The organism is Bacillus sp. NMTD17, from assembly GCF_002998735.1.
Lineage (GTDB): Bacteria > Bacillota > Bacilli > Bacillales > Bacillaceae > Bacillus.
The window spans coordinates 942,366-962,636 of sequence record NZ_PVRH01000001.1 but is presented as its reverse complement, the minus strand read 5'-3'; the positions used below and the strand labels follow the sequence as shown (position 1 = coordinate 962,636).

General features: G+C 41.6%; 27 protein-coding genes. 4 read left to right on the top strand and 23 right to left on the bottom strand.

Features of this window, described 5'->3' with window-relative positions; translation table 11 throughout:
• Positions 1 to 10: 10 nt before the first annotated feature.
• From C6347_RS04925 to C6347_RS04910, 4 genes are read right to left on the bottom strand one after another with little or no spacing between them, the layout of a single operon-like run.
• Positions 11 to 679, bottom strand: a complete 669-nt coding sequence (locus C6347_RS04925; protein ID WP_003213616.1) for a LysM peptidoglycan-binding domain-containing protein — start codon at positions 677 to 679, stop codon at positions 11 to 13.
• Positions 672 to 4,793 carry a transglycosylase SLT domain-containing protein gene (locus tag C6347_RS04920; protein WP_258182050.1) on the bottom strand — a complete coding sequence of 1,374 codons (4,122 nt, stop codon included), beginning with the start codon at positions 4,791 to 4,793 and terminating at the stop codon, positions 672 to 674. Before C6347_RS04920 ends, C6347_RS04925 begins: the two co-directional genes overlap by 8 nt.
• Positions 4,794 to 4,931 carry a hypothetical protein gene (locus C6347_RS04915; RefSeq protein ID WP_088002055.1) on the bottom strand — a complete coding sequence of 46 codons (138 nt, stop codon included), beginning with the start codon at positions 4,929 to 4,931 and terminating at the stop codon, positions 4,794 to 4,796. It abuts the gene before it with no gap.
• Positions 4,932 to 4,972: 41 nt separating this feature from the next.
• Positions 4,973 to 5,413 (bottom strand): phage tail assembly chaperone, encoded by a 441-nt coding sequence (locus tag C6347_RS04910; protein ID WP_008344099.1) that lies wholly within the window; start codon positions 5,411 to 5,413, stop codon positions 4,973 to 4,975.
• Positions 5,414 to 5,565: 152 nt separating this feature from the next.
• On the opposite strand from C6347_RS04910, the gene C6347_RS04905 reads away from it, so the two are divergent.
• The gene (locus tag C6347_RS04905) at positions 5,566 to 5,655 is read left to right on the top strand and encodes a putative holin-like toxin (protein WP_081311383.1); all 90 of its coding nucleotides are present in this window, start codon (positions 5,566 to 5,568) and stop codon (positions 5,653 to 5,655) included.
• A gap of 292 nt (positions 5,656 to 5,947) precedes the next feature.
• Here the strand turns inward: C6347_RS04905 and C6347_RS04900 are convergent, their stop codons facing one another.
• From C6347_RS04900 to C6347_RS04820, 18 genes are all read right to left on the bottom strand, one after another.
• Positions 5,948 to 6,391, bottom strand: coding sequence for a phage tail tube protein (locus tag C6347_RS04900; RefSeq protein ID WP_003213309.1), 444 nt, complete (start codon positions 6,389 to 6,391; stop codon positions 5,948 to 5,950).
• 1 nt (position 6,392) lies between these two features.
• Entirely contained in the window at positions 6,393 to 7,739 is a 1,347-nt protein-coding gene (locus tag C6347_RS04895) for a phage tail sheath family protein (RefSeq protein ID WP_060597153.1), read from the bottom strand.
• A 3-nt stretch (positions 7,740 to 7,742) separates the two neighbouring features.
• Positions 7,743 to 7,955: a YqzN/YkzM domain-containing protein gene (locus C6347_RS04890; RefSeq protein WP_003212736.1), complete on the bottom strand. Its 213-nt coding sequence runs from the start codon at positions 7,953 to 7,955 to the stop codon at positions 7,743 to 7,745.
• Entirely contained in the window at positions 7,942 to 8,397 is a 456-nt protein-coding gene (locus tag C6347_RS04885) for a phage tail terminator family protein (protein WP_066030489.1), read from the bottom strand. Before C6347_RS04885 ends, C6347_RS04890 begins: the two co-directional genes overlap by 14 nt.
• A 4-nt stretch (positions 8,398 to 8,401) precedes the next feature.
• Complete coding sequence (locus tag C6347_RS04880) at positions 8,402 to 8,899, bottom strand: HK97 gp10 family phage protein (protein WP_060597157.1); 498 nt, start codon at positions 8,897 to 8,899, stop codon at positions 8,402 to 8,404.
• Entirely contained in the window at positions 8,896 to 9,252 is a 357-nt protein-coding gene (locus C6347_RS04875; protein ID WP_034659744.1) for a YqbH/XkdH family protein, read from the bottom strand. Before C6347_RS04875 ends, C6347_RS04880 begins: the two co-directional genes overlap by 4 nt.
• Positions 9,249 to 9,632, bottom strand: a complete 384-nt coding sequence (gene yqbG, locus C6347_RS04870; protein ID WP_066030488.1) for a protein YqbG — start codon at positions 9,630 to 9,632, stop codon at positions 9,249 to 9,251. The genes C6347_RS04875 and yqbG overlap by 4 nt, the downstream gene beginning before the upstream one ends.
• Before the next feature lie 13 nt (positions 9,633 to 9,645).
• Positions 9,646 to 10,569, bottom strand: coding sequence for a phage major capsid protein (locus C6347_RS04865; protein ID WP_034659746.1), 924 nt, complete (start codon positions 10,567 to 10,569; stop codon positions 9,646 to 9,648).
• Between the two features lie 22 nt (positions 10,570 to 10,591).
• Positions 10,592 to 11,680: an XkdF-like putative serine protease domain-containing protein gene (locus C6347_RS04860; RefSeq protein WP_066030487.1), complete on the bottom strand. Its 1,089-nt coding sequence runs from the start codon at positions 11,678 to 11,680 to the stop codon at positions 10,592 to 10,594.
• 38 nt (positions 11,681 to 11,718) lie between these two features.
• Positions 11,719 to 13,176: a phage portal protein gene (locus C6347_RS04855; protein WP_095285856.1), complete on the bottom strand. Its 1,458-nt coding sequence runs from the start codon at positions 13,174 to 13,176 to the stop codon at positions 11,719 to 11,721.
• Positions 13,173 to 14,474 carry a PBSX family phage terminase large subunit gene (locus C6347_RS04850; protein ID WP_181185443.1) on the bottom strand — a complete coding sequence of 434 codons (1,302 nt, stop codon included), beginning with the start codon at positions 14,472 to 14,474 and terminating at the stop codon, positions 13,173 to 13,175. Before C6347_RS04850 ends, C6347_RS04855 begins: the two co-directional genes overlap by 4 nt.
• An 8-nt stretch (positions 14,475 to 14,482) precedes the next feature.
• On the bottom strand, positions 14,483 to 15,127 hold the full coding sequence (gene terS, locus C6347_RS04845; RefSeq protein WP_060597166.1) for a phage terminase small subunit: 645 nt from the start codon (positions 15,125 to 15,127) through the stop codon (positions 14,483 to 14,485).
• 152 nt (positions 15,128 to 15,279) lie between these two features.
• Complete coding sequence (locus C6347_RS04840; RefSeq protein WP_106071471.1) at positions 15,280 to 15,798, bottom strand: sigma-70 family RNA polymerase sigma factor; 519 nt, start codon at positions 15,796 to 15,798, stop codon at positions 15,280 to 15,282.
• A 126-nt stretch (positions 15,799 to 15,924) separates the two neighbouring features.
• Positions 15,925 to 16,131 (bottom strand): XtrA/YqaO family protein, encoded by a 207-nt coding sequence (locus C6347_RS04835; RefSeq protein ID WP_066030484.1) that lies wholly within the window; start codon positions 16,129 to 16,131, stop codon positions 15,925 to 15,927.
• Positions 16,128 to 16,526, bottom strand: coding sequence for a RusA family crossover junction endodeoxyribonuclease (locus C6347_RS04830; RefSeq protein ID WP_106071470.1), 399 nt, complete (start codon positions 16,524 to 16,526; stop codon positions 16,128 to 16,130). The genes C6347_RS04835 and C6347_RS04830 overlap by 4 nt, the downstream gene beginning before the upstream one ends.
• 50 nt (positions 16,527 to 16,576) lie before the next feature.
• Positions 16,577 to 16,819, bottom strand: a complete 243-nt coding sequence (locus C6347_RS04825) for a hypothetical protein (RefSeq protein WP_081311382.1) — start codon at positions 16,817 to 16,819, stop codon at positions 16,577 to 16,579.
• Positions 16,797 to 16,949, bottom strand: coding sequence for a hypothetical protein (locus C6347_RS19200; protein ID WP_164847178.1), 153 nt, complete (start codon positions 16,947 to 16,949; stop codon positions 16,797 to 16,799). Before C6347_RS19200 ends, C6347_RS04825 begins: the two co-directional genes overlap by 23 nt.
• Positions 16,946 to 17,209 carry a helix-turn-helix transcriptional regulator gene (locus tag C6347_RS04820; RefSeq protein WP_034659755.1) on the bottom strand — a complete coding sequence of 88 codons (264 nt, stop codon included), beginning with the start codon at positions 17,207 to 17,209 and terminating at the stop codon, positions 16,946 to 16,948. The genes C6347_RS19200 and C6347_RS04820 overlap by 4 nt, the downstream gene beginning before the upstream one ends.
• 158 nt (positions 17,210 to 17,367) lie before the next feature.
• Between C6347_RS04820 and C6347_RS04815 the strand changes: the two genes are divergently transcribed.
• From C6347_RS04815 to bioB, 3 genes are all read left to right on the top strand, one after another.
• A complete protein-coding gene (locus tag C6347_RS04815) occupies positions 17,368 to 17,745 on the top strand; it encodes a helix-turn-helix domain-containing protein (RefSeq protein ID WP_060597175.1) in 378 nt (125 codons plus the stop codon).
• 198 nt (positions 17,746 to 17,943) lie between these two features.
• The gene (locus tag C6347_RS04810) at positions 17,944 to 18,294 is read left to right on the top strand and encodes a hypothetical protein (protein WP_034659757.1); all 351 of its coding nucleotides are present in this window, start codon (positions 17,944 to 17,946) and stop codon (positions 18,292 to 18,294) included.
• A gap of 161 nt (positions 18,295 to 18,455) precedes the next feature.
• The gene (gene bioB / locus C6347_RS04805; protein WP_034659758.1) at positions 18,456 to 19,451 is read left to right on the top strand and encodes a biotin synthase BioB; all 996 of its coding nucleotides are present in this window, start codon (positions 18,456 to 18,458) and stop codon (positions 19,449 to 19,451) included.
• A gap of 41 nt (positions 19,452 to 19,492) precedes the next feature.
• Here bioB and C6347_RS04800 read toward each other — a convergent pair whose 3' ends face one another.
• Positions 19,493 to 19,966 carry a hypothetical protein gene (locus C6347_RS04800; protein ID WP_060597177.1) on the bottom strand — a complete coding sequence of 158 codons (474 nt, stop codon included), beginning with the start codon at positions 19,964 to 19,966 and terminating at the stop codon, positions 19,493 to 19,495.
• Positions 19,967 to 20,271: the final 305 nt, after the last annotated feature.

Here is a 20,271-nt window from a genome sequence, read left to right as displayed (position 1 = left end):
GCCAGCCCCCCTATTGTGGTATTTTTAACCTTTGTCCAGGGAAAATCCAATGCCCTGGCTGCTTAATATTGCGTTTGCTACGTTTAATCATCGCTAATTTATTGGCATTCCAAATACGCCGCCATTTTGTACTGTCGCCATAAAATCTGCCTGAAATAGCCCATAGCGTATCCCCTTTTTTGACGGTGTACATTTTTGGTGGTGTTTTTGAAGGCCTTTTCTTTTTCGTTTGTTTTGCTTTTTTCTTTCGTTTAATTTTCCTAGGCGATGCGGTTTTGTATTCCTTTAACTCGATCGTAAATTCACGATCGCCAATATCATATGACCCTTCTTTATGGGTGAAGCTTTCAATGCTACACGTCATATTAATTTTTGTCCCCGTTACAATGAGCCGCACCGACTTCTTTGAACGCATCATTCGTTCTATTTTCGCTATCGCATTCTCTGGTGATGGAATGCTTTTATATTCAGCAATTGGTGAATATTTCTTAGGAAATAATGAAGTGAATGATACTTGCTTAGCCGATGGGACATCAATAAAGGTCAGTTCTCCAAAAGAAGCAACCTTTACCGTTTCATTTTGTACGTTATTTGTGATTTCAAGTTCGGATGGAAGGACAGGGAATCGTAACTTGTCCTTTCCTTGGGAAATCCACAATTGATACACTGATTTACCCATCGATCACGACCCCCTTCGTTCCTGTATGAAGCTCTACTTCCAGTTCATCTACGAGCATTTGTCTAATTTTTTCGACAAGCGATTGCTGATCTTGTCCATTATGGAAATGCTGATCCCCATTGAATTGAATGGTGATTTGCTTATTACTTGACGATGCTGTACGACTAGAAGACTGAGCTGAGGTGACTTGCTGCATTTGTGATTCTGGTAAAGGAGCAGACGCATTTGCTGGGTCATATACTTGCATCCCAAGTGCTTTGGCTGCCTGCGTTAATAAATATCTCCCTCGAATCCCTCTTTCTTCAGGAATAATCCATTCGCGTTTGTTTCCTTCTCCGACTCTAGCAACCTGCTCCTGAGTAATCAGTCCACCATTTGCGTAGCCTTTATAAGGCCCGCCTCTTCTCATACTTCGTAATCCCGGTGTATTGAAGACTGTTCCATATCTGCCCTTAATGTAGTTAATGGCGGCTACAGCATTATGAATTGGGTTCCAAATGTCATTCATACCTTTGCCTTTATTGGAGTTAAACGTCGGTCCAATGGTTTGCATTAAGCCTTTAGAAGGCGTTCCCTTTTTAGCGTTGGAATCCCATAAGTTGATTGCTCTCGGATTTCCATTCGATTCATGCTGTGCAATGGTCATAAGACCTGGAAGCCAGTTCATCGATGTGCCAGTTGCCATGAGAGCTGCCATGAGCCATTGCTGAACACTAAGACCTGAAGCCCCCATACCACTGAAAGCTCCGATTAATGAACCAGCCTGATTTTCAGCAAACTTTTTCACATCCACTGAGTCCAGCCCTTTAACGACACCGATCGATGCAAATTTCCCAAGACTCATCATGACGCGTGAAGGGGAATGAATGTCTAATTCCTCTCTAAACGCCTGCTCCACTTTCTTCGCCATTTCTTTGGCAGCTTGTGTGACTTCACTTGCTTTTGAACGCATGCCGTTGTTAAAGGCATCCATCATTCCTGAGCCCCAGCCTGGTGATTCTTGTTTTGCTTGTAGGAATGGTTGTTTGATGTGCTGATCTACGTATTGGCTAGTACCAACTGATGTGGCATTTTGACCTGTGGCAAAACCATTAACTGTTCCAGAACCCCAAGTTGGTGATGCTGTCATCACTTGTTGGTATGGTGCTTTTACACGACTTTGCAAAAAGCTGTCTGTTCCTGTGGGTGTCACCTGCTGACCATTCGCAAAAGCAGCAACTGTTTGCTGACCATACTTACCTAAGTCTGAGGTCAATTGAGCAAAAGGTTGCTGAATATTCTTTTGCTTCCATTGATCAAGTGTAATCACTTTTTGATTTAATCCTTGTTCAAAATCCTTATTAAATTGCTCGCCTATGCTGGAGGCTTGAATGTTCCCAGTCATCGAGACAGATCCGTCTATTGAACCGACAGAAGATGATGAAGCTACTGCTGTAGGAGCTGGAGAGCTTGATACTTGATTTCCAGCTGCTCCGCTTGGCATAACAGACATTCCAAGATGAGAAGCAGCCTGAGCAAGCAGCATCTTCCCGCGTCCTCGGTTATTTTGAGTTGGAATAACAAATTCGTTACCTGCTTCTCCGACCCATGATAAGGTTGGCTGGGTGATATAGCCGCCTGTGGCATTGTTATCGGGTTTTTTCTTCCCAACAATCCAATTTATGACTACATCTACAATACCGCCTGCTTTGTCAAAAATCTTTTTAACCCAACCAAATGCTGCAGAAAACCCATCACTAATAGCTTCTGCTACTTTTACAATCGGCTTTTGAATTTTGTCCTCAAACCATTTGGATAATCCATCCCATATATCTGTCACGACTTTATACGCTTCTTCAAACTTTTTACCGAAACTGTCTTTAATGGTTCCTACCGTATCTACAAGTGGGTTCCATACATTTTCCATAAACCATGACGATACAGCTCCAAAGATTGATTGTATCGTTTTCCATGCATTTGATAATGCTGTCCAAATCCCTGTAGCGACTGTAACGACTGTGCTGCTTAGCGGTGTCCAAACGTTTTCAATAAACCAACCTGCAACTGCACTAAATGTCTCTTGAATCCATGTCCAGGCATTCACTAAACTTGACCAGATGGTCGTTGCTACCGTAACGACTGTGTCGCTGAGAGGTGTCCAAACGTTTTCGATAAACCAGCCTGCTACGGCACTAAATGTTTCTTGAATCCATGTCCAGGCATTGACTAGACTTGTCCATATGGTCGTTGCTACTGTGACGACTGTATCGCTTAGCGGTGTCCATACATTTTCAATAAACCAGCCTGCAACTGCACTGAAGGTTTCTTGTATCCATGTCCATGCATTGACTAAACTTGACCAAATGGATGACGCTACTGTGACAACCGTATTGCTTAATGGTGTCCATACATTTTCTGTGAACCAAGCCGCAACTGTTGACCAAACTTCGACAATTTGATTTTTGATTTCAATGGCTTTTTGGCCAATCTTTTCAAATCCGCCGCCATCAAACCATTTTCCAATTGTTTCACCGATAGATTCTCCACCCATACTTCCAGCGATGCCGCCTACTAGACCGCCGATGGCTGTACCTACCCCTGGAACTACGCTTCCAATAGCTGCACCTGCTGCAGCACCTGCCATCCCGCCAGCGATTCCGCCTCCAGTCGTACCAATCTTTTCACCAGCATTCTCTTTGTTCATACCGATTAGATTTGTTGCACTAAGTACACTTCCTAGAATAGGTACTTTCTTTAATAACTTGCCGCTCCCTTTACCTATACTCTTCATCGCATTCCCTAATCCACTTAACCCCTTGCTACCTTTCACTAAACCCGTAAGTCCGCCAACTGAAGCTGCGATACCCGCACCTTTCTTTAGTCCACTAGGAATTTTTCCAAATAATTTACCTGCATTTGTTTTCAGTTTCCCTAATCTACTTGGAGGTCTTCTATTCATTTCGGTTCTTGTTGTGGCATTTGGGTTTGTGGATTGTCTTGGTGATTGACCATTTCTATTTTTAGTTTTAGTAGATCCTCCCCTGCTTAAACCTCTTGCACAACAGGGGCAACAACTATTGCGAAACAAGCCTTTTCCACCTCGCGGCTGAGGTTTCGTTTTGGGAGCTGGATTTGATGGTGTTGATGTTGGTGCTGTTGTTGGTGCTGTTGTTGGTGCTGTTGTTGGTGCTGGAGTGGCACTTTCACTTGATTGATCACTTGCACCAAAGAGACGATCTAATCCAGTCTTCACCAATTGATCTAGTTTTTCTTCAGGATTAAATTTAATCTTCTCTTTAATTCTTCCGATCACATCTTGTTTGTAATCTTCCATTTTATTTTCAACCCAAGGAAGTGCTTTTTCATCCCAAAACTTTCTAGGACTCAATTTTTCCTTCACTTTGTCTGCAACGTCACCTGCATATTTTTGAATTTCATTTAATCCTTTATTGGCAAGGTTTTGAAGCCAACTCTGTTTAGATTCATCTGTTTTCACTGATGGACTAACAGCCTCAGGCTCTTTTTTTATGTTTTGTTCTTTCACAATCGACTCAGCCTGATCTCGTTTTTTCAACTTACTCTTTGCATTGTCTTGAACAGACACTCTGATTTCGTGTTTAGACATCGTCAAGCTTTTGAGTGTCTTTTTGATTCGTTGAATTGCAGCGGTGGCTTGGTCAACCATGTTTAATCTCATATAATACGTTCTGTTCATGAGCTGATAGATAGATTTTTTGATCGATGACATTTTACCTGACAATTGATCGTTTAGTTTAAACGTCAGCAGAATGGGGCTTGTTCCCGCTTGTTTTAAACGGTTTATGCTGGATTTAATGACATCTAGTCCTTTCGCTTGAATGGATATGACCAGATGATTTGGGAGCATATTTAACTGATTGTTTAATGCTTTTAAATCACGATAGATTCCCTGATCCAGTCTCATGGAAAATACTGAAATTTTCCGAAGCGATAAACTGAAGTTTCTTAACTTCTTTTCATCTATTTCCAGGTTTATTTTTACCGGTTTTCTAAATGGTTTGAGCTGCTTCTCAAATGTTTGAAATCGCTTTTGTATTCGCAGCAGCTTCTTCGATACTTTGTCTTCTAATTCAAATCGTGCAGTGAGTTTCGCCAATTATTTCCCTCCTTTCTTTGCTTCTTTTTCTAGCATGTCTAGTTTGTAGCTAATGAGTCCGAATAGGAGTGCTTTAAACGGTCTTGGTGATTCGTATAAATCTAGGAGTTCAGATGGGGAGTAGTGAAGCTCGTGCATGGCGTAATATAAAAACACAGCTTCTTTATCCCCATCTTTTATTAGTTTTTTGCTGCGTCTTCTAAATCTTCAATTTCGTCTTCGAATCCGTTGATTTCAATGGCTTTGTTTAACCAGTTCGCATATTCACCGCCAACTGACAGGACGCGTTTTGCTACTTCAACTGGATCTTGTGTGCTGTAGGCTTCCCTTAATTCCTTTGAGCGGAAATCTGGATAAATGGTCGATTCAATCGCAATTCGTGCGTAGAAGCGCTGACTGTCTAAGTCCTTTACGCGGCCTCTGCCTTTGACATTTTTGAAGGTCGTATTTTCTTTTTCCAGTTCATCAATGCGTTCAGTTGTAATGGCTTTAAAGACAAAAGGAATGACATTCCCTTTTTTATCAACAAAACGCTTAGAAATCGGTACTTTGACCTCTTCCGCTTCTACTGTTTGTCCTGGCATAAAAAATGAAAGATCAAATGTTTGTTTTTCGCTCATGTTTAAAAACTCCCTTTGTTATGTTTTTTTGAATGCAAAAAAGCACATCCATTTTTTGAATGTGCTTTCCAATCTTTTCATGTATAATTTAATTTGTACAATTGAATGGCTTGCTCAAGAGTGTCTGGCTCATCCCCGATAGGAAGGGGGTGATGCTCATGTCAACATTTCAAGCGCTTATGTTAATGCTTGCATTCGGGTCATTTATCGTTGCCCTGTTGACGTATATAGACAAAAAATAGACTCCCCTTGAGCTTTGGACGGTTGAAGGGAAAGTCTATCCTTAAAACTATCTAATTGATTAGCCAGCCCCTTGAGGGCCTCATTGTACATTGCCGGGATGTTGACGCATCCTGGCTTCTTTTTATTTTATGCAAAGTTCTTTGCATGTAAACATATTTCTAAGAAACTTTTTGAGGTTACACAGTAACTCTTTTGTAGCTACTCTGTAACTATGAAAAATTATACCATATCGTTGAATAAAATAAAAATAACATATATTTTCGTCATTCGTAATGCCTTTTTCAATTGTAATTAGAAAGAATTCTTCAGCTTTTCAGGAAGATCAAAGTCCTCGAACGTAAACGGAACTTCTTCTTCAAGCGCTTCTGAATCGACATCCAGTCCAGCAATTTTAGCTGAATCAAAGTTGACATCAAATAATGTCACACGCTCAGTACCTCGGCCTGATGACTTATCGTCAATTACAGCCTGAAGAGTGAAATATGGGTCTTCCCCTTTTTTCACATAGTTGAGCATTAATTGAACGAAACGTGACGTGACTTTATAGAATGTTGCCGTTCCTGTTCCGTTTGCCCCTGTTGTTTTATGACCAGTCATTCGGCGGCCCATCACATTGACTTCTGATTTGTTTTTCTCCACGTTTGCTTCAAACGTTTTGATAAAGGCAAGCTCCTCACCTTCTAAGAAAAGACGACCTTCTTTACCTGAAATTGTATTTTGCGCTTTAAAAGCCATCTTACTTCACCTCCACATTGAAATAGAATTTTTCTGCTGCATCTACTGGTTGAACCGCTAGATCGATGATAAATCCATCACGATCTTCATTGAGACCGATCACGATATCTGTTTCTGAGTTAAAGCCTGTAATGCCGCTGCCATCTTGAAGCTGTGTGAGATACTGAGTAATCAGTGTTTTCACAAGCTGCACCCCATCATCTGATGCTGGAATGTCATTGCCATTGGCTTTGCGTAATTTAATCAGATTTTTTAATTCGAACGTCAAATCATTGTTGATCGCATCAAGCACACGAATGATTTTGTTTTTCGCCATTTGCTGGTTCTTTTCAGCTGTAAAGCTTGTCAAGGAGTTAATATCTTTTTCAACACTCACGGTACGATCTCTCGCATCAAAGGTGAACAGGAACTCCCCTTGTGATAATCGGTATTCTACTTGATCATTATCAAGGCGTTCTAATGTATCCACTGCTCCTTCGTATTCTACAAAGGTCAGTGACTGATTGAAGTTTGCACCTGCACTTGCACCTGCGACCCATGCTGTTGCTTGAGCAGGCGTTAGTTCTGTTCCATCTTCCAGCACAACACCGCTTGTCACATTGATGATGCCTTCTTGGTCAGCTGCATAGTTGGCCACAACTCCTTGCACCTTACGTCCTTGCTTATCACGTAAACGCTCGATAAATGAAGCGAAGGTCGCTTTTAATTGCTCACTATTATCGATCGGGAGAGCAATAACATCAAAGTATTCTGTTTCTGCTGCTTCTAGGAAAGCTGTATAATCTGCGACACTTGCCACACCATTTTTCCCGCCGCTTAGTGCCACACCAGCCGTGATGACGGCTTCACCTTCACCAGAAAATTGAACATATTTGTTTTTCACAAGATCTTTGACATCCGTGACAACCTGCTTATCCACAATATCTGTTCCAAGATAAGTGATGACGTCACGCTTTGTGCTATCAAGTACATTTTCTGCCACTTGTACAGTGATCTCATTTCCTTTTAGACCGCCATAATTGGCTGTGACCACAAAGTTTTCTGCGATTTCAGCTTTGGCCGTCTCCCCTTCATTTAGGCGGTAAAGCAAGACCGTTTGTGCTTTTTTCTTTGCTTCACGGAAAAGAAGAAGTGACTTGTCATCAATGTTGAGTCCGACCTTTTTATTTAAGTCTTCCATATTGGAAACGGAAATAAAGGTTTTTGGTTCTCCCCAGCTCATCACAAGAGGAAGTGCCACCGTACCTCGATCGCCTAAAGTAATTCTCTGCTCTGCTGTTGTTTTAAAATTAAAGTAAATGCCAGGACGCTTTTTCTCTGTACCTGGTGTAAATGTGCCTCCGTTCATCCTTTAAACCTCCTTGGACAAAAAAGCATCAATGTGCTTTTTCGCTTCTGTTTTTGTAATTGGTTGATGTTTGATATAAAAAAGAGCACCTTCAAGGATTTCTGGTTTAACCCCAAAAAGATCCTTACTGTGCTCTTTTAAGGCTTCAAATGAAAAGCCAAATTCTTTTTCTTCGCCAGCTGTTTGAGCGGGCTCTGCTTTTTTAGTCTTGCTCACGTTTGATCACCCCATCTGAAAAGTTGATATCTTCAAGGCTTGCTTGTTTGTCTCGGTTGTACCAATAACTGCTATCCCACGTCAGGACAATCGCTGCTACGCCTTGATCTATCATTCTGGTTTCCACTCTTTTTATGCGGACATAATCATCAAGCACCTCTCCATCTTCACTCATCATCTGAATCATTTGACGATCAGCAAGCAATGCATCAACAATTGTTTCTGCCGCGTCATGCGCTTTTCCTGTATCCATATGAAACACTTTTACTTGCAGCGAATAAGATTTCATAAACGTAGATACCGTATCTGGACCGCTGATGACTGTTACGGGCGGCACATAAACGGATGGCACTTGAAAACGCTCTGGCAAAAGTCGATCATACATTGTCACAGGAAAGTGTGTGTAAATATAATGCATGATTGCCCCGACTTCTTGATTCATTTCATCACCTCCCAAAATGTCGATCGAACCAGCTTTGAAGCTTTCGATCCAGCGACTGTTCAAACATTTGCTCATAGAGCATGACAGCATGATCCCAGTAGCCATTTCCATCTATCCATTGAGAGGCAAGCATCATTCCTGTCTTTGCATTCGGATCATATTCAAAGCGGCTGCCAGCCCATCTGCCAGGCACCCATCTTCGCTCTCCACTTGAAGAAGTAGCATGTCCGTCATTAACATAGGAGGCATATTCAAGCTGCGTTCCCACTTCAAGCGTGAGACCACCTTTTGACATAAGAAAATGATTCTCCTTGTCTCCTTGCGTAAAGGAGCTTAGAAGCCGGCCTGTATCGACAGCATTCTCCTTGATTAGCTCATCCTGAATGATGTCCAAAAGCTCTAGGCCCATGTCTTGCAACAAATCTTGATATTCTGCTTTTAAGCCGCCGGCACACGCTGTTTCCAGCTGTGAAAGCAGCCGGTCAAGTCCATCAATTTTCATAGATTTTCCTTCCTGACTGCCATCACTTCAATGTGATGATTTTTCACTATTTTGGGCTGCTGCAACTTAAGTGAGACGCCGTTCCACACCATTTTGTCATGCAGGCGAATATCACTTGCTAAAGGGAAATGGACAAGATAGGACTGATAAATAACTGTATTCGGCTCTTCTTGCACAAGGGACTGATTCTTTTCTATGACATAACAAGCCAGATCTGTCAGGCTAGGAGCATCGGGATAGGAAAGAGTCATTTGTAAGTCATCAGCTGGAACCCCGAATTTTCCTCGGGAAGCCTCCTGATGTTCAAGGTGAAAAAGATCACAGCGGTCTGTTAATAAAGAGTGATAACTCATAATGATCTCACCTTTAATTTGGTACTGCCGCCAGTTAATGATGGTTCAATGTAATCGACAAGCAGGGCATATACATAAGGTTTGCCTTTCACTTGATCAGCTGCCTTCGCATATGAATAATCACCCATTTTTTCTGACGTAAAGCCTTTCATCATAGATTCGTCATCATTCAGCATGGCAAAATATTGGGCCATTTTTAATAATGCGATTCTTGCTTTTTCAGGAAGGGGCTGATATTTTTCGCTTGAGAAATCATGACCTACGATCTGAAATACCGAAGCTTCGGCTTCGATAATATCTGCTGTCAGTCTTTCTACAGATCGATTTTTCACACGCTCAAATACAGAATAGGCTTGCAGTTCTTCAGGAGAAATAATCATGGCCTGCCGTCACCTACTCTTTCACTTTCATCACTTTTGCTACAGCATCCTCTTCCTCAAATTTGCTGTCTAGCTTCGCTGTCAGGACAATAATAAATTTACGGCTGCGAATATCTTTTTCTACTTCAATTCGAATATTACGAGAAAAACCTACGATAATATTTTTAGGGTGTGTCAGCAAAATATCTGATACGTCTGTTCCCGCTTCGTCATATGGCTGCATATTGGCAAGACCTTTGACTGGCACACCGAATGCAGAAGAAAGTCCGCCTTGAATGACCGCATCTCCGAGATTTGTCTGACGGTTTGCTACTTGATCCTTCCACTCAACCTCTAAACTTGGGGATGTGTAGAAACGGAAATCCTGAGGTACACGTAAATATTTTGACGGCATCGCTTTATAGGCTTGTTTAAACATTTGGCGGCTAATTTCCGCTCCATTTGCATCAACAATATGAGATACTGCTTGTTTTCTCACGCCATCCATTTGGGCTAAAAATGGATCTGATGAAGTCGTATCCCCATTGACGATGAGCTCTTCAATATCGACCGCCGCTCGTTCAGCCAGCATTTGCATAATTGTCTGCTGGATTCCGTCTTTTTCAATATTGTTTTCAATACTGTCGTAGGTCATGTGAATCTCTGCAATGACCTCTTTCGCATTTAGCTGGACAGTGCTTGTCGCTGGGACAACACGGTCTTTTGCATCAAGCGCTTGGCCTTCTTCTGCTGGGCGCAAAATACGCTGGCCAAAGCCGATTTTTTCGATTTTTTGTGAATCACTTTCCATCGGAATGATGCGTGCATCATTTAAAACGGTTGGTGTGTTTTGCATCATTCTAATGAATGTGTTGGATTGGGTTGCGTTCATGAGACCGCCGGTTTTTAAGCTGGCAAGTGTCATTTCAGCCTTGCGAATCAACTCTTGATTTCTCACACTATTTCCTCCTTATTTAGGCTTATAGTAAGCCATCCCATATGGGTGTTGTTGTGTCGTTTTGTGTATCGTGGATTGTTTGTTTTGACATGCCCCGCGCCTTTTCAAGCATGTGAATCCGCTCTGAAATAGGCAAAAGCTGCTGCTCAAGCACTTCCTGCACCGCTGCTTTTTCTCTGCTGGCTGATTTCTCTAAGGAAGAGAGCTGCTGACGAATCGGTGCAACGACTTGCTCGAGCACTTTTTGGACAGGTTCTTCCCCGGTTTGATCTGTTTCTTGTTGTTCAGCCTGCTGTAAGACGTTTTCGATGGCCTTTTTTGCTTTTTCGAGCTCTCGTACTTGATCTGTCGTCAAAGCAGCATCTTCCTTTTGTACGGCGGCTGGCCTTTCACCAATCGTTTGAAGTACATCCTCTGTCTTCAGGATATCCTGCATGATTGGAATGAGCTGTTCTAAGGCAGCTCTTACATCCGCCTCATCACCATCACTTGACTGTAAAGTTTCCAGCAGATGGTCTAAAACGTTCCAAAATGATTGTGACATGTTTGCACCTTCCTCTTTTAAAAAGAAATTTTTCAGCAAAGAAAAAAGCCCTCTCTCATTCGTGCCTTGAGATAGAAGCTGATCTTGTTCTTCTATGGCGACGATATCCGCCGTTCCAGCCATTGAATAGCCTGTAATGTGGCCCTTCTGAATTTGATCCCAAATCTCTTGGGAAGCTTTTGTCACAAGCACCCAAGACCCTTTTCGAATCAGCTCGCCGCCTACCTCTACATCAGCCGGAGCAATATACGATTCAACCACTTCGCCAACACCATCCTGAAAATCATGCTGCTTGTCAATATGACGGGCATCCTTCATAAAGCCGTGTGCCGCTCTTTCAATTTCCTTGGCTGTCATAAAGTCTTGATGTGCATCAGGCGTATTCGGCTCATACACGACACCGTACACGAGGCGATGAGCATCTTCTGCCTTTGTCAGGACACTGACCTCCTTTTGAAAGTCAGGCCGCTTTTTCTTTGCTTTCATCAAAAAGAATTTCTTCTTGTTCGCTGCTTTGTCCACGTAGGAAACATGCGTAATTTTAGCGTTTTTTAGTTCTCTTGGCATATGTTCACCCCCTTTCAAAAAAGTGCACGCGCTTCTGTTTATTTCGTCAGCTGATCCGGCTCTGGTTGAGGCTTTTCTTCAGCTGATTTCATGCGGCTTTCTAAAGGTCGGTGATATAGTTCCTCAGGCCATTCTTCTAGCGTTTTTCCGAGAATTCTTCCTGCTAGATCGCGCAAATCGTTAGGTGACACTGCCCCCGCCTGAATAAATGGCGTCAGTACCTTGGCAATCTCTAATGGGTCTCTAAAATCAGGACCATTTAATAGAAAACGGACATGCCAAATATCAAGATCCGGCAGGAAAAGAGTATTGAGTTTTCCTGTGATGAGATGCCGTTCCGGCTGAAATACCTGCTCTTCTGTTGTTTTACGCGCCGTATCTGCTGTCGCTTTGTTATAGTCTTGAGACTCACCTGTGTAAATTGGAGGAAGGCGAAACGCAGAGCGGATTTTGTTTCTTGTTTTTTCATCGTATTCTAAAAAGAGCGCATCTTCTTGCAGGATCTCGGCTAGGGATTTAAAGTTCACTTTGACATTTGAGACATCTTCTTCTCCCGTTAACCCTTTTTCTGTCGGTAGACCTTCAACTTCAAGCAATAGAAACTTATGTGCATGATCAGATCCTTCAATATCGTCCATATAATCTTGAAGCTGCTGATAAGAGGATTCTGACAGCATGCCATTTTCGACAATGATGGCACCTGGTACATGCCGCCCTTGTTTAAAATAAAGATAGTTCAGCTCCTCTGCCTTGCGTGCTCCGTACATATTGACGATGTTGCCAATCCAGCGGGGAATCCCATACGTTCCACTGCCAATTTTAAAATGAATCACTTCTGTTGCGCGAAGCGGCTCTGGTGTAGTGTCATCGTACTTGCCTGTTTCACAGTGCAAAATGCGCGGATCACCATACTCCTTGAAGAAGACTTTCTTTTCGTTGATTACCTGTACATATTTACGGAATCGTTTCTTTCGATTCATTGTCTTCATTTCGCCATTTTCGGTGTACCTGAATTCGACGTCGACTGGCTCACTAAGCTTGCAAATGCGGATATGAAGCGCATCTAAATACTCGATTCCTGCCGGCTTTCCTTGTCCATCTCTCAGCACCTCTAAAAAACCATTGCCCGTTTTCTCTCGGTCTTCGAGGACATAGCCAAGAATCACATCAGCGGACTCATCATAGTTCATGTACTTCGTAAACTCTTCAAGTCTTGTCCATTCCTTCTCTGCGGCTTTCTTTTTTGCCGGTTTTACACCTTCTGCATTAAAGTCAAAGGCGTATTCTACCCCAAACCCAAAGCCTAAAATATTGGTTTTGTACGCATCAATACATTGCTGAAGAATGGTTGAATATTCTGCCATGCTTTTTAATTCATTGATGTTGTAAGGCGGGGGAACAATGTCATCTTTTTCGTAGGAAAATTCATCTGCATACATTTGTTTTGTATGATCAGACATGTTTGCCTTCATAATCGTTGCTTTCAATTGTTTCATTGTATAGACCTCCTCTCTCTGTTTGGGCGGACACGCTCCGAGGCGGTCTGTTTCAAATCCGTCACTTCATAATCATCCAGCGCATACCAAATGGCTGATAATGTGTGTGGATCGATTTGAAATTCATCTTCCTCTAAACGGCCATCCTTATCTGCCTTATAGGTCAGTGATTGAAGTTCATAGATTGTGTACGGACAAGCATCAGAGCAAATGATTTTCTTAAACCGTTTGATCTTTTTCGTATACTGCAAACGTGAGCCTTGGTATTTATGTGCAGCCACCATTTGAAATCCACGCTGCCGAAAATAGTGAATGGTTTTAGGCTCGGCTGCGTCAGCTTTGATGAGTTCCTTTGATTCAATGAACTCTTTTAGATCAACGGCTGTTTCATCATCTGTTTTTCCGCGGTCGTAATATTCCCAGTAAATATATAAGTACTTTTTTTCATGATCGACGGCTAATCGAATGAGCGCATTGTACGATTCAACAAATCCAAAATCCATGCCTGCTCGTTTCAGCGGCCTGTCAATCTGCTGAATCGCTTCTAATACATCAGAATGATTTCTCACCTCAAATTGAGGAAAAACCTTTGTTCCATTGATGCCAAAATAGCCCTTCCTCGCAATTCGATAGAGGTCTGGGTCGTATTCTTTCAGCTCATCCAGCTGCTTCACATAGCTTTTAGGGAGAAATAGATTATCTTCCGCTGTGGAGTGATGGTAGTACGTATCCTTGATGACAACGGTGCGCTTTTTGTATAAGGTTTCGTCATCTAGGACAAATCGCTTCAGCTGTTCATCTCGAAAGAAATGTCTGTACGTCCAATTATCTTGACCAACAGGATTGGTCGATAACATCATATAAAGCGGTAAGGACGGATGCCTCAGCCTTCCAAGCAGCTCTTTAAAGCCTTCATAAGAAACCTCTGAACACTCTTCAATCCAAATGATCGAGATGTTGTTGATCGATTTCAATTTCTCAGGCTTGTCCAGTCCTTTGAATAAGATGCTGCTGCCATTTCGAAACGTCAAGGCAAGCGGCGAACTTCGGCACTTCACCACACGATCGATGCCAAGATCGCTGACGATCTCTTGTAATAGAGAAAATGTTGATTCACGGTGCGTATCATATACTTCTCGAATGACAAGTGCTGTCCGTTTTTCTTCCAGCAGCTTTAAAATGAGTTTTAACGCAATGTGATAGCTTTTGGAGGAGCCGTAGCCGCCTACTAAAAATTGAAACTTCTGATTCCAATCGAATAGAAAGTGTTCAAAGTGAGGATTGACTTCTTTTTCAATCAATGGCGTCATGAGTTATCCTCTTTCCGCTTAATCATGATGTGAAGATCTTCCTCTTTTTCTTCACGCACTGCTTTTTTTGTTTTTTCGATGGTCAGTTCAATTTGCTTTAGCCTTAATCTTCGTTCATCCTTCGCATGTGCGAGCTCTTCAAACTGTTTAATGAGACGCCTGAGCTCTCCCATTGCACGGGATTGGGCATTTAAAAAGGTGGCATGCCGATCCCACGAAAATTGAAACGAATATTCTTCTGTGCTGATTTCTTGTTCTGGCTGAATGCCTTCTACTGTTTCTTCTAATGAAGAAGGCTTGTATGCCGCCTTTTTCAGCTCTTTGATCATGTCCTCTTGATCTGACACATACATGATGCGCTGCGCCCGAATAATGGCAGCATATTGAATTTGAATTTGATCCCAGATTAAATCAAGCGATGTACGCCCGCCCATTTTCTCCATGATTTCAATCGTTTCATCTGACAGAAACTGATTGAAGATCGAGTGTGCCTGCTTTGACGAATCTTTTTGCCTTTGCCATCCGTATCGTCTTTTCCATGATTTCACGGTATGGATCGAGACATTGTAATGATCAGCAATTTGCTGGTACGTCATCCCTTTCATATAATCTTGCTTGGCTCCTATCCGTTTATCTTTCATTTACATTCACCTGCCGCCTCCTTTTAATTCGAACGATTTCCTGTGAAGGAATCATTTGTGTAGGGCTAGCAAACATCCGTTTGGTCTTTCTAACTATAGGTGGCAACTGTAAGACAAGTGCTGCTCCATTTATTTTGTAAAAGAAAAAACGCCTATTCAGCTGCTTCGAATAGGCGTTCTTGTACTTTTTTGGACATCTTTGTCCGAGCTCTCTCCATATGTTTTTGGACAGTTCCTTTTTTCACATCCAGCATAATCGCAATCTCACTAAACGATAATCCTTGTGTTGTGTGCATGAAGAATACATCCTTTTCTCGATCCGTTAAAACGGACAAGGCTTCGTCAATTCGTTTCTTGTCCCGCTCACTGAATTCTCTTTCATTTTCTTGGATGAGTGTATATTCATATGATAAAGCCTCTAACACTTCTGGATTTGCTAGAATGGTACGCTGATAGACTGAACGTCTGTCTAATCCTCTGCGTGCGCCTGGCTGTCTGCCGATTTGAAGCCATTCCACGACGTATTCGAGATCGCTGACCATACTGGCGATAATTTTTTTATCATGCTTCTCTTGATCTGAAAGCTGTTTGTCTTCTTTTTCTCTATATGGTGCATATCTTTTTCTAGCATCCTTTAATGCCCGTTTGTATTCGATAAGTAAATCTTGCATATTGGCTCTCTCCCTTTTTTAAGAAAATAAAAAACGGACACCAATCAGTCCCCTTTTCATAGGGTCTTGATCAGTGTCCGCAGGCTTTCCGTCTTGGACGTATGATGTTGTGATTTGTTCAGTGATCTAGCTGATTTTAAAACCAATCTCGTGATCTACTCTTGCAAAATGACCTTTTGCCGTTTGTATAATGGTTTTTCCATGTTCAGGTACATCCATCTTATAAGCCGTTCCTACATTCCCATCTAACACGATGACTTGAATTTTTCCTGTTTCCATCTCACCGACAAATGTCTGGTTTTCTTGAATGAGTAATTGTTTTGGCTCGTTCATATGCTTGTCTCCTTATTTGGTGAGGATTTCGTGCCATCACCTATCGTATTTAAAATGATTTCAATTCTTGGACGCATACTATAAAACTGGGAAACTCTTAAATCGACAATCTGTAGAGGGACCTTATCCGCAATAGAATGAAGTGCTTCTTGAATATGTTGTAGTCTTGGCTGAAAGATGCTGACGTGCACCGGGCGTATCAAACCTTTTTCTGCGTATGTACGCTTGTTTTGACAGTCAGCTATGTCAAGCGGCATGTCGTCAAATAAGCGAATCTCGAGTGATAGTGCGCCTTTTATTTTATGCGGGCATTGTGCTTTTGCAGCTGCTCGTATTCTTTTTATCAATGTATCTTTTGTTAAAAACTCTGCCTCAATGATGAAAAGGATGACCATGTTAGGATCTCCCGTCATCCTTTTCCCACTGACGGATGTCTTGTTCGTTTTTACTCGCTTTGAGCAAGCATTTGAGGATTGTCATAATTTGCTTCCATCGTTTCACGTCGCCTTGATTCCTCCTTTTTTGCTTCAGCGAACTTTTCCGCCAAGAGGGTCATGTATGTTTGCTTGTCTTCTGCTGTGGAAAAAACAAACACCGGTTTCTGATGATGAAAGGTGATCCAGCCGCCAGCTTGGACTAAACAAAGCTGCGCTTCCTTTCTGGCATCAAACGTCATCTGATGTTTCATCTTCTTCAAACCCCTCCAGACTGTCCTCAATCTCTGTTTGATATCCATAACGTTTCATGTCATATGACCAGTAGCTTTTTGGATATCCAAAGTCATTCATCTGCGCTACCATTGGATGTTCAATATTCATTTTGTTCGTCTCCCCTTTTCTAAGAAATGCTCTTCCTTTAGAGAATTACTCATTTCGTGTAACTTTTGGTCAAAAAAAAGCTCTTGAACACCCCTATTCAGCAGATCTGCAATATGCTTTGCGATTTCTAAGCTAGGCTTCGTTCTGCCCATTTCTATATTTGCATAGCCGCTCGTATACTTATATCCTAACTTTTTCGCCATATAGGTTTGTGTTTTTCCTTGTAAAATGCGTTCTTCTCGTAAATGTTCAAGTTTCATCTTTCCACCTCTTACTCAATATGTGTAAGTTATATTCATTATGATAATATACACGAAACGAGTAAGTCAATCATTTTTTATTCTTTTTGTGTAATTATTTATCTTTTCCGTGTAATTCATGATAAAATTTACTCATAACATGAAAAAAGGTGTTTCCAATGGATAATTTGACTGGAAAGATTTTAACTGAATTAAGAGAGAAGCATGGATGGAGCAAGTCAACGGTTGCTAAAAAACTCGGATTAAAGGCGATGTCCACTTATGCAAATTGGGAATATGGCTTGAGAAAGCCTGACGGTGAGATGATTGTGAAAATCGCCGAGTTATATGGGGTCTCAACGGATTATCTTCTCACAGGTAAGGACAAAGGCGGAACTGATGCCGACCTTGCAAACGATCCTGATTTGCAAATTGCGTTTAAAGCTGCCTCCGATTTTTCCGAAGAAGCGCGAAGACAAACCATCGATTTTATTCACTACATTAGAGAAAAAGAGAAGCTAAAAGGCCGTCAGCCAAAACAGCGAGACGACGATTGATGATCTCTTTTCATAAAGCTTTACATTGCTGGGATAGCCCAGCTTTTTTTTATGCCTCTTTTTCCCCTAAAAAAGAGAAGACATATGAATAATACATGGCAATTTTCACCATAAATACTCTTTTTTCTACATAATTTTATTGACATATAATTCTATTATTATTAATATATGTATATACCAAAAAAAGGAGTGTTACCGATGAAAAAATTAATGAAAGCTTGTACATTGTCTTTAGCTGCTTTAGGTGCTCTTACGTTCTTCCAAACTGAAGGTGCTCATGCAGCTGCACAGCCAAAAGAACCAGTCATAGCAAAAGCTCCTATTATGAATAAAGTGATTACGTTGACCCGTACGCTTCCTGTAGGTTCTTCGATCGCCGTCTCTCTTCCAGCAAGCCAAATTACTGTGACGGGCGCAACTTATGCGATTCAATTAGATCAAACAGCTCCAAACTTCACTTGGATTCGTGCCGTACAACGCGGTTCAGTGACGGTTTCTTACTATAATTCACTTGGAGAACGTGTGATTAACTATATTACTGTTCGATAAGCATATTGCTTTACATATGAAAAGGCGATGACTTCATGATCATCGCCTTTTTGTGTGTCTACATGTATATTCATAGACTTCATTTATCCAATGCTTGCCAACGACCATCTCTTATGTTAACTTTTAATAAAAATAAGTTAACATAATGAGAGGAGCTTATGATGGGAAAACAAATATCTTTGTCTTGGGAAGCGATGGCGGAGAAAGCGCTGAAAAATGAACGGATCACGCTGCAAGAAGGTCTAGACATTCTTGCAGCTGACGATAAAGAATTATTATCTATGATGCATGCAGCCTATCAAGTACGATTTCATTTTTTTCAAAACAAGGTGAAATTAAATATGATTTTTAACGCAAAAAGCGGTTATTGCCCTGAAAACTGTGGTTATTGTTCACAGTCGATCATTTCAAAAGCACCGGTTGAAAGATATACAATGCTTGATCAAAAAACGATTGTGGCTGGCGCGCGTGAGGCGCTCAAGAGAAAAGCGGGGACTTATTGTATTGTCGCAAGCGGCAGAGCACCTTCTCACAGAGAGTTAGATGAGGTGACGGCAGCAGTAAAAGAGATCACTGAGACCATGCCTTTGAAGGTGTGTGCATGTCTTGGGTTATTAAATGAAGACAAAGCGAGGCGGCTGAAGGAAGCAGGGGTTCATCGGTATAATCACAATATCAATACACATCAAGATCATCATGCTCACATTACGACAACTCATACATATCATGATCGTTTGTCGACCCTTGAGGAGGTCAAACAGTCCGGCATGTCACCTTGCTCAGGGGTTATTATTGGGATGGGTGAAACCAACCAGCAAATTGTCGAAATGGCTTTTGCGCTCAGAGCCCTTGATGCGGATTCCATTCCAGTCAACTTTCTTCATGCAATCGAGGGAACACCGCTTGAGCATCAAGAACGAACACATCCGATCAAAGCATTGAAAGTGTTAGCACTCATGAGATTTGTCAATCCAACCAAGGAAATTCGAGTATCTGGAGGCAGAGAGTTCAATTTACGGACGCTTCAGCCGCTTGCCCTTTATGCGGCAAATTCCATTTTCGTAGGCGATTATTTAACAACAAAAGGCCAGCAAGTCCAAACGGATCATCACATCATTGAAGATTTAGGTTTTGACATAGAAGAATGTGCGTTATAAAAAAAGTCTGCCGGTGAATCGGCAGACTTTTGGCAATAAGATTAGAATCTTTTATGGAAATCGACAGTGCCGCTTCCTTCCTCACGGTCAAAGCTGCCAACAAATGTCCAGTTAATATAGCCGCCGTCACCATTGTTGACGAACGTACCATCTTCAAATACCCAAATACCAAACGTAATACCATCATATTCAACACTATCATAGTAGACAACATTGTTCAGTCCGCTAAAGTCATGATCTTGGCTTAAGTTTTGGACAACTACGTTATAGTTTTGACCTGCTTCATAGAAGGCACTGTACGCCGCATTTTTTACAAATCCATCACGATTTTGAGATGATTTTACTGCTTGTTCAATTTTATCGGCAATGGCTACTGGATCAATAGAGACACTTCCATCAACACCTGTTGTCGTAGCAGCTTCAGCCGTTTGACCAAAAGTCGTAAGAGATAGAGGGACAGCAACCATTGACGTAGCAATCATAGAACTAACAACAAATTTGCTTGTTTTTCTCATTATTTCTAACTCCTCCTTTAATTGGTATGTTTATGTACTACCCCTTCCTCTGTCTCTTAAACACTAAATTATGAAAAAACTTCTTTTTCTACCAATTAAGAGGGTGATTTTACTGTTTAAAAGAGCTGAAACAACAAAAAAACTACTCTTTTATAAGAGTAGTTTCAGATTGTTGACAAAGGGCTAAAATGATCTTTATTTTAGCCCTTTGTCTTCTTTTCAGCTCAGCGTGTTTGAAAACCTTTGCAGTCTAGGAAGGACGAGCACCGGCGCGGAGCGAATTTGACATTCGTGAGCACCGGCGC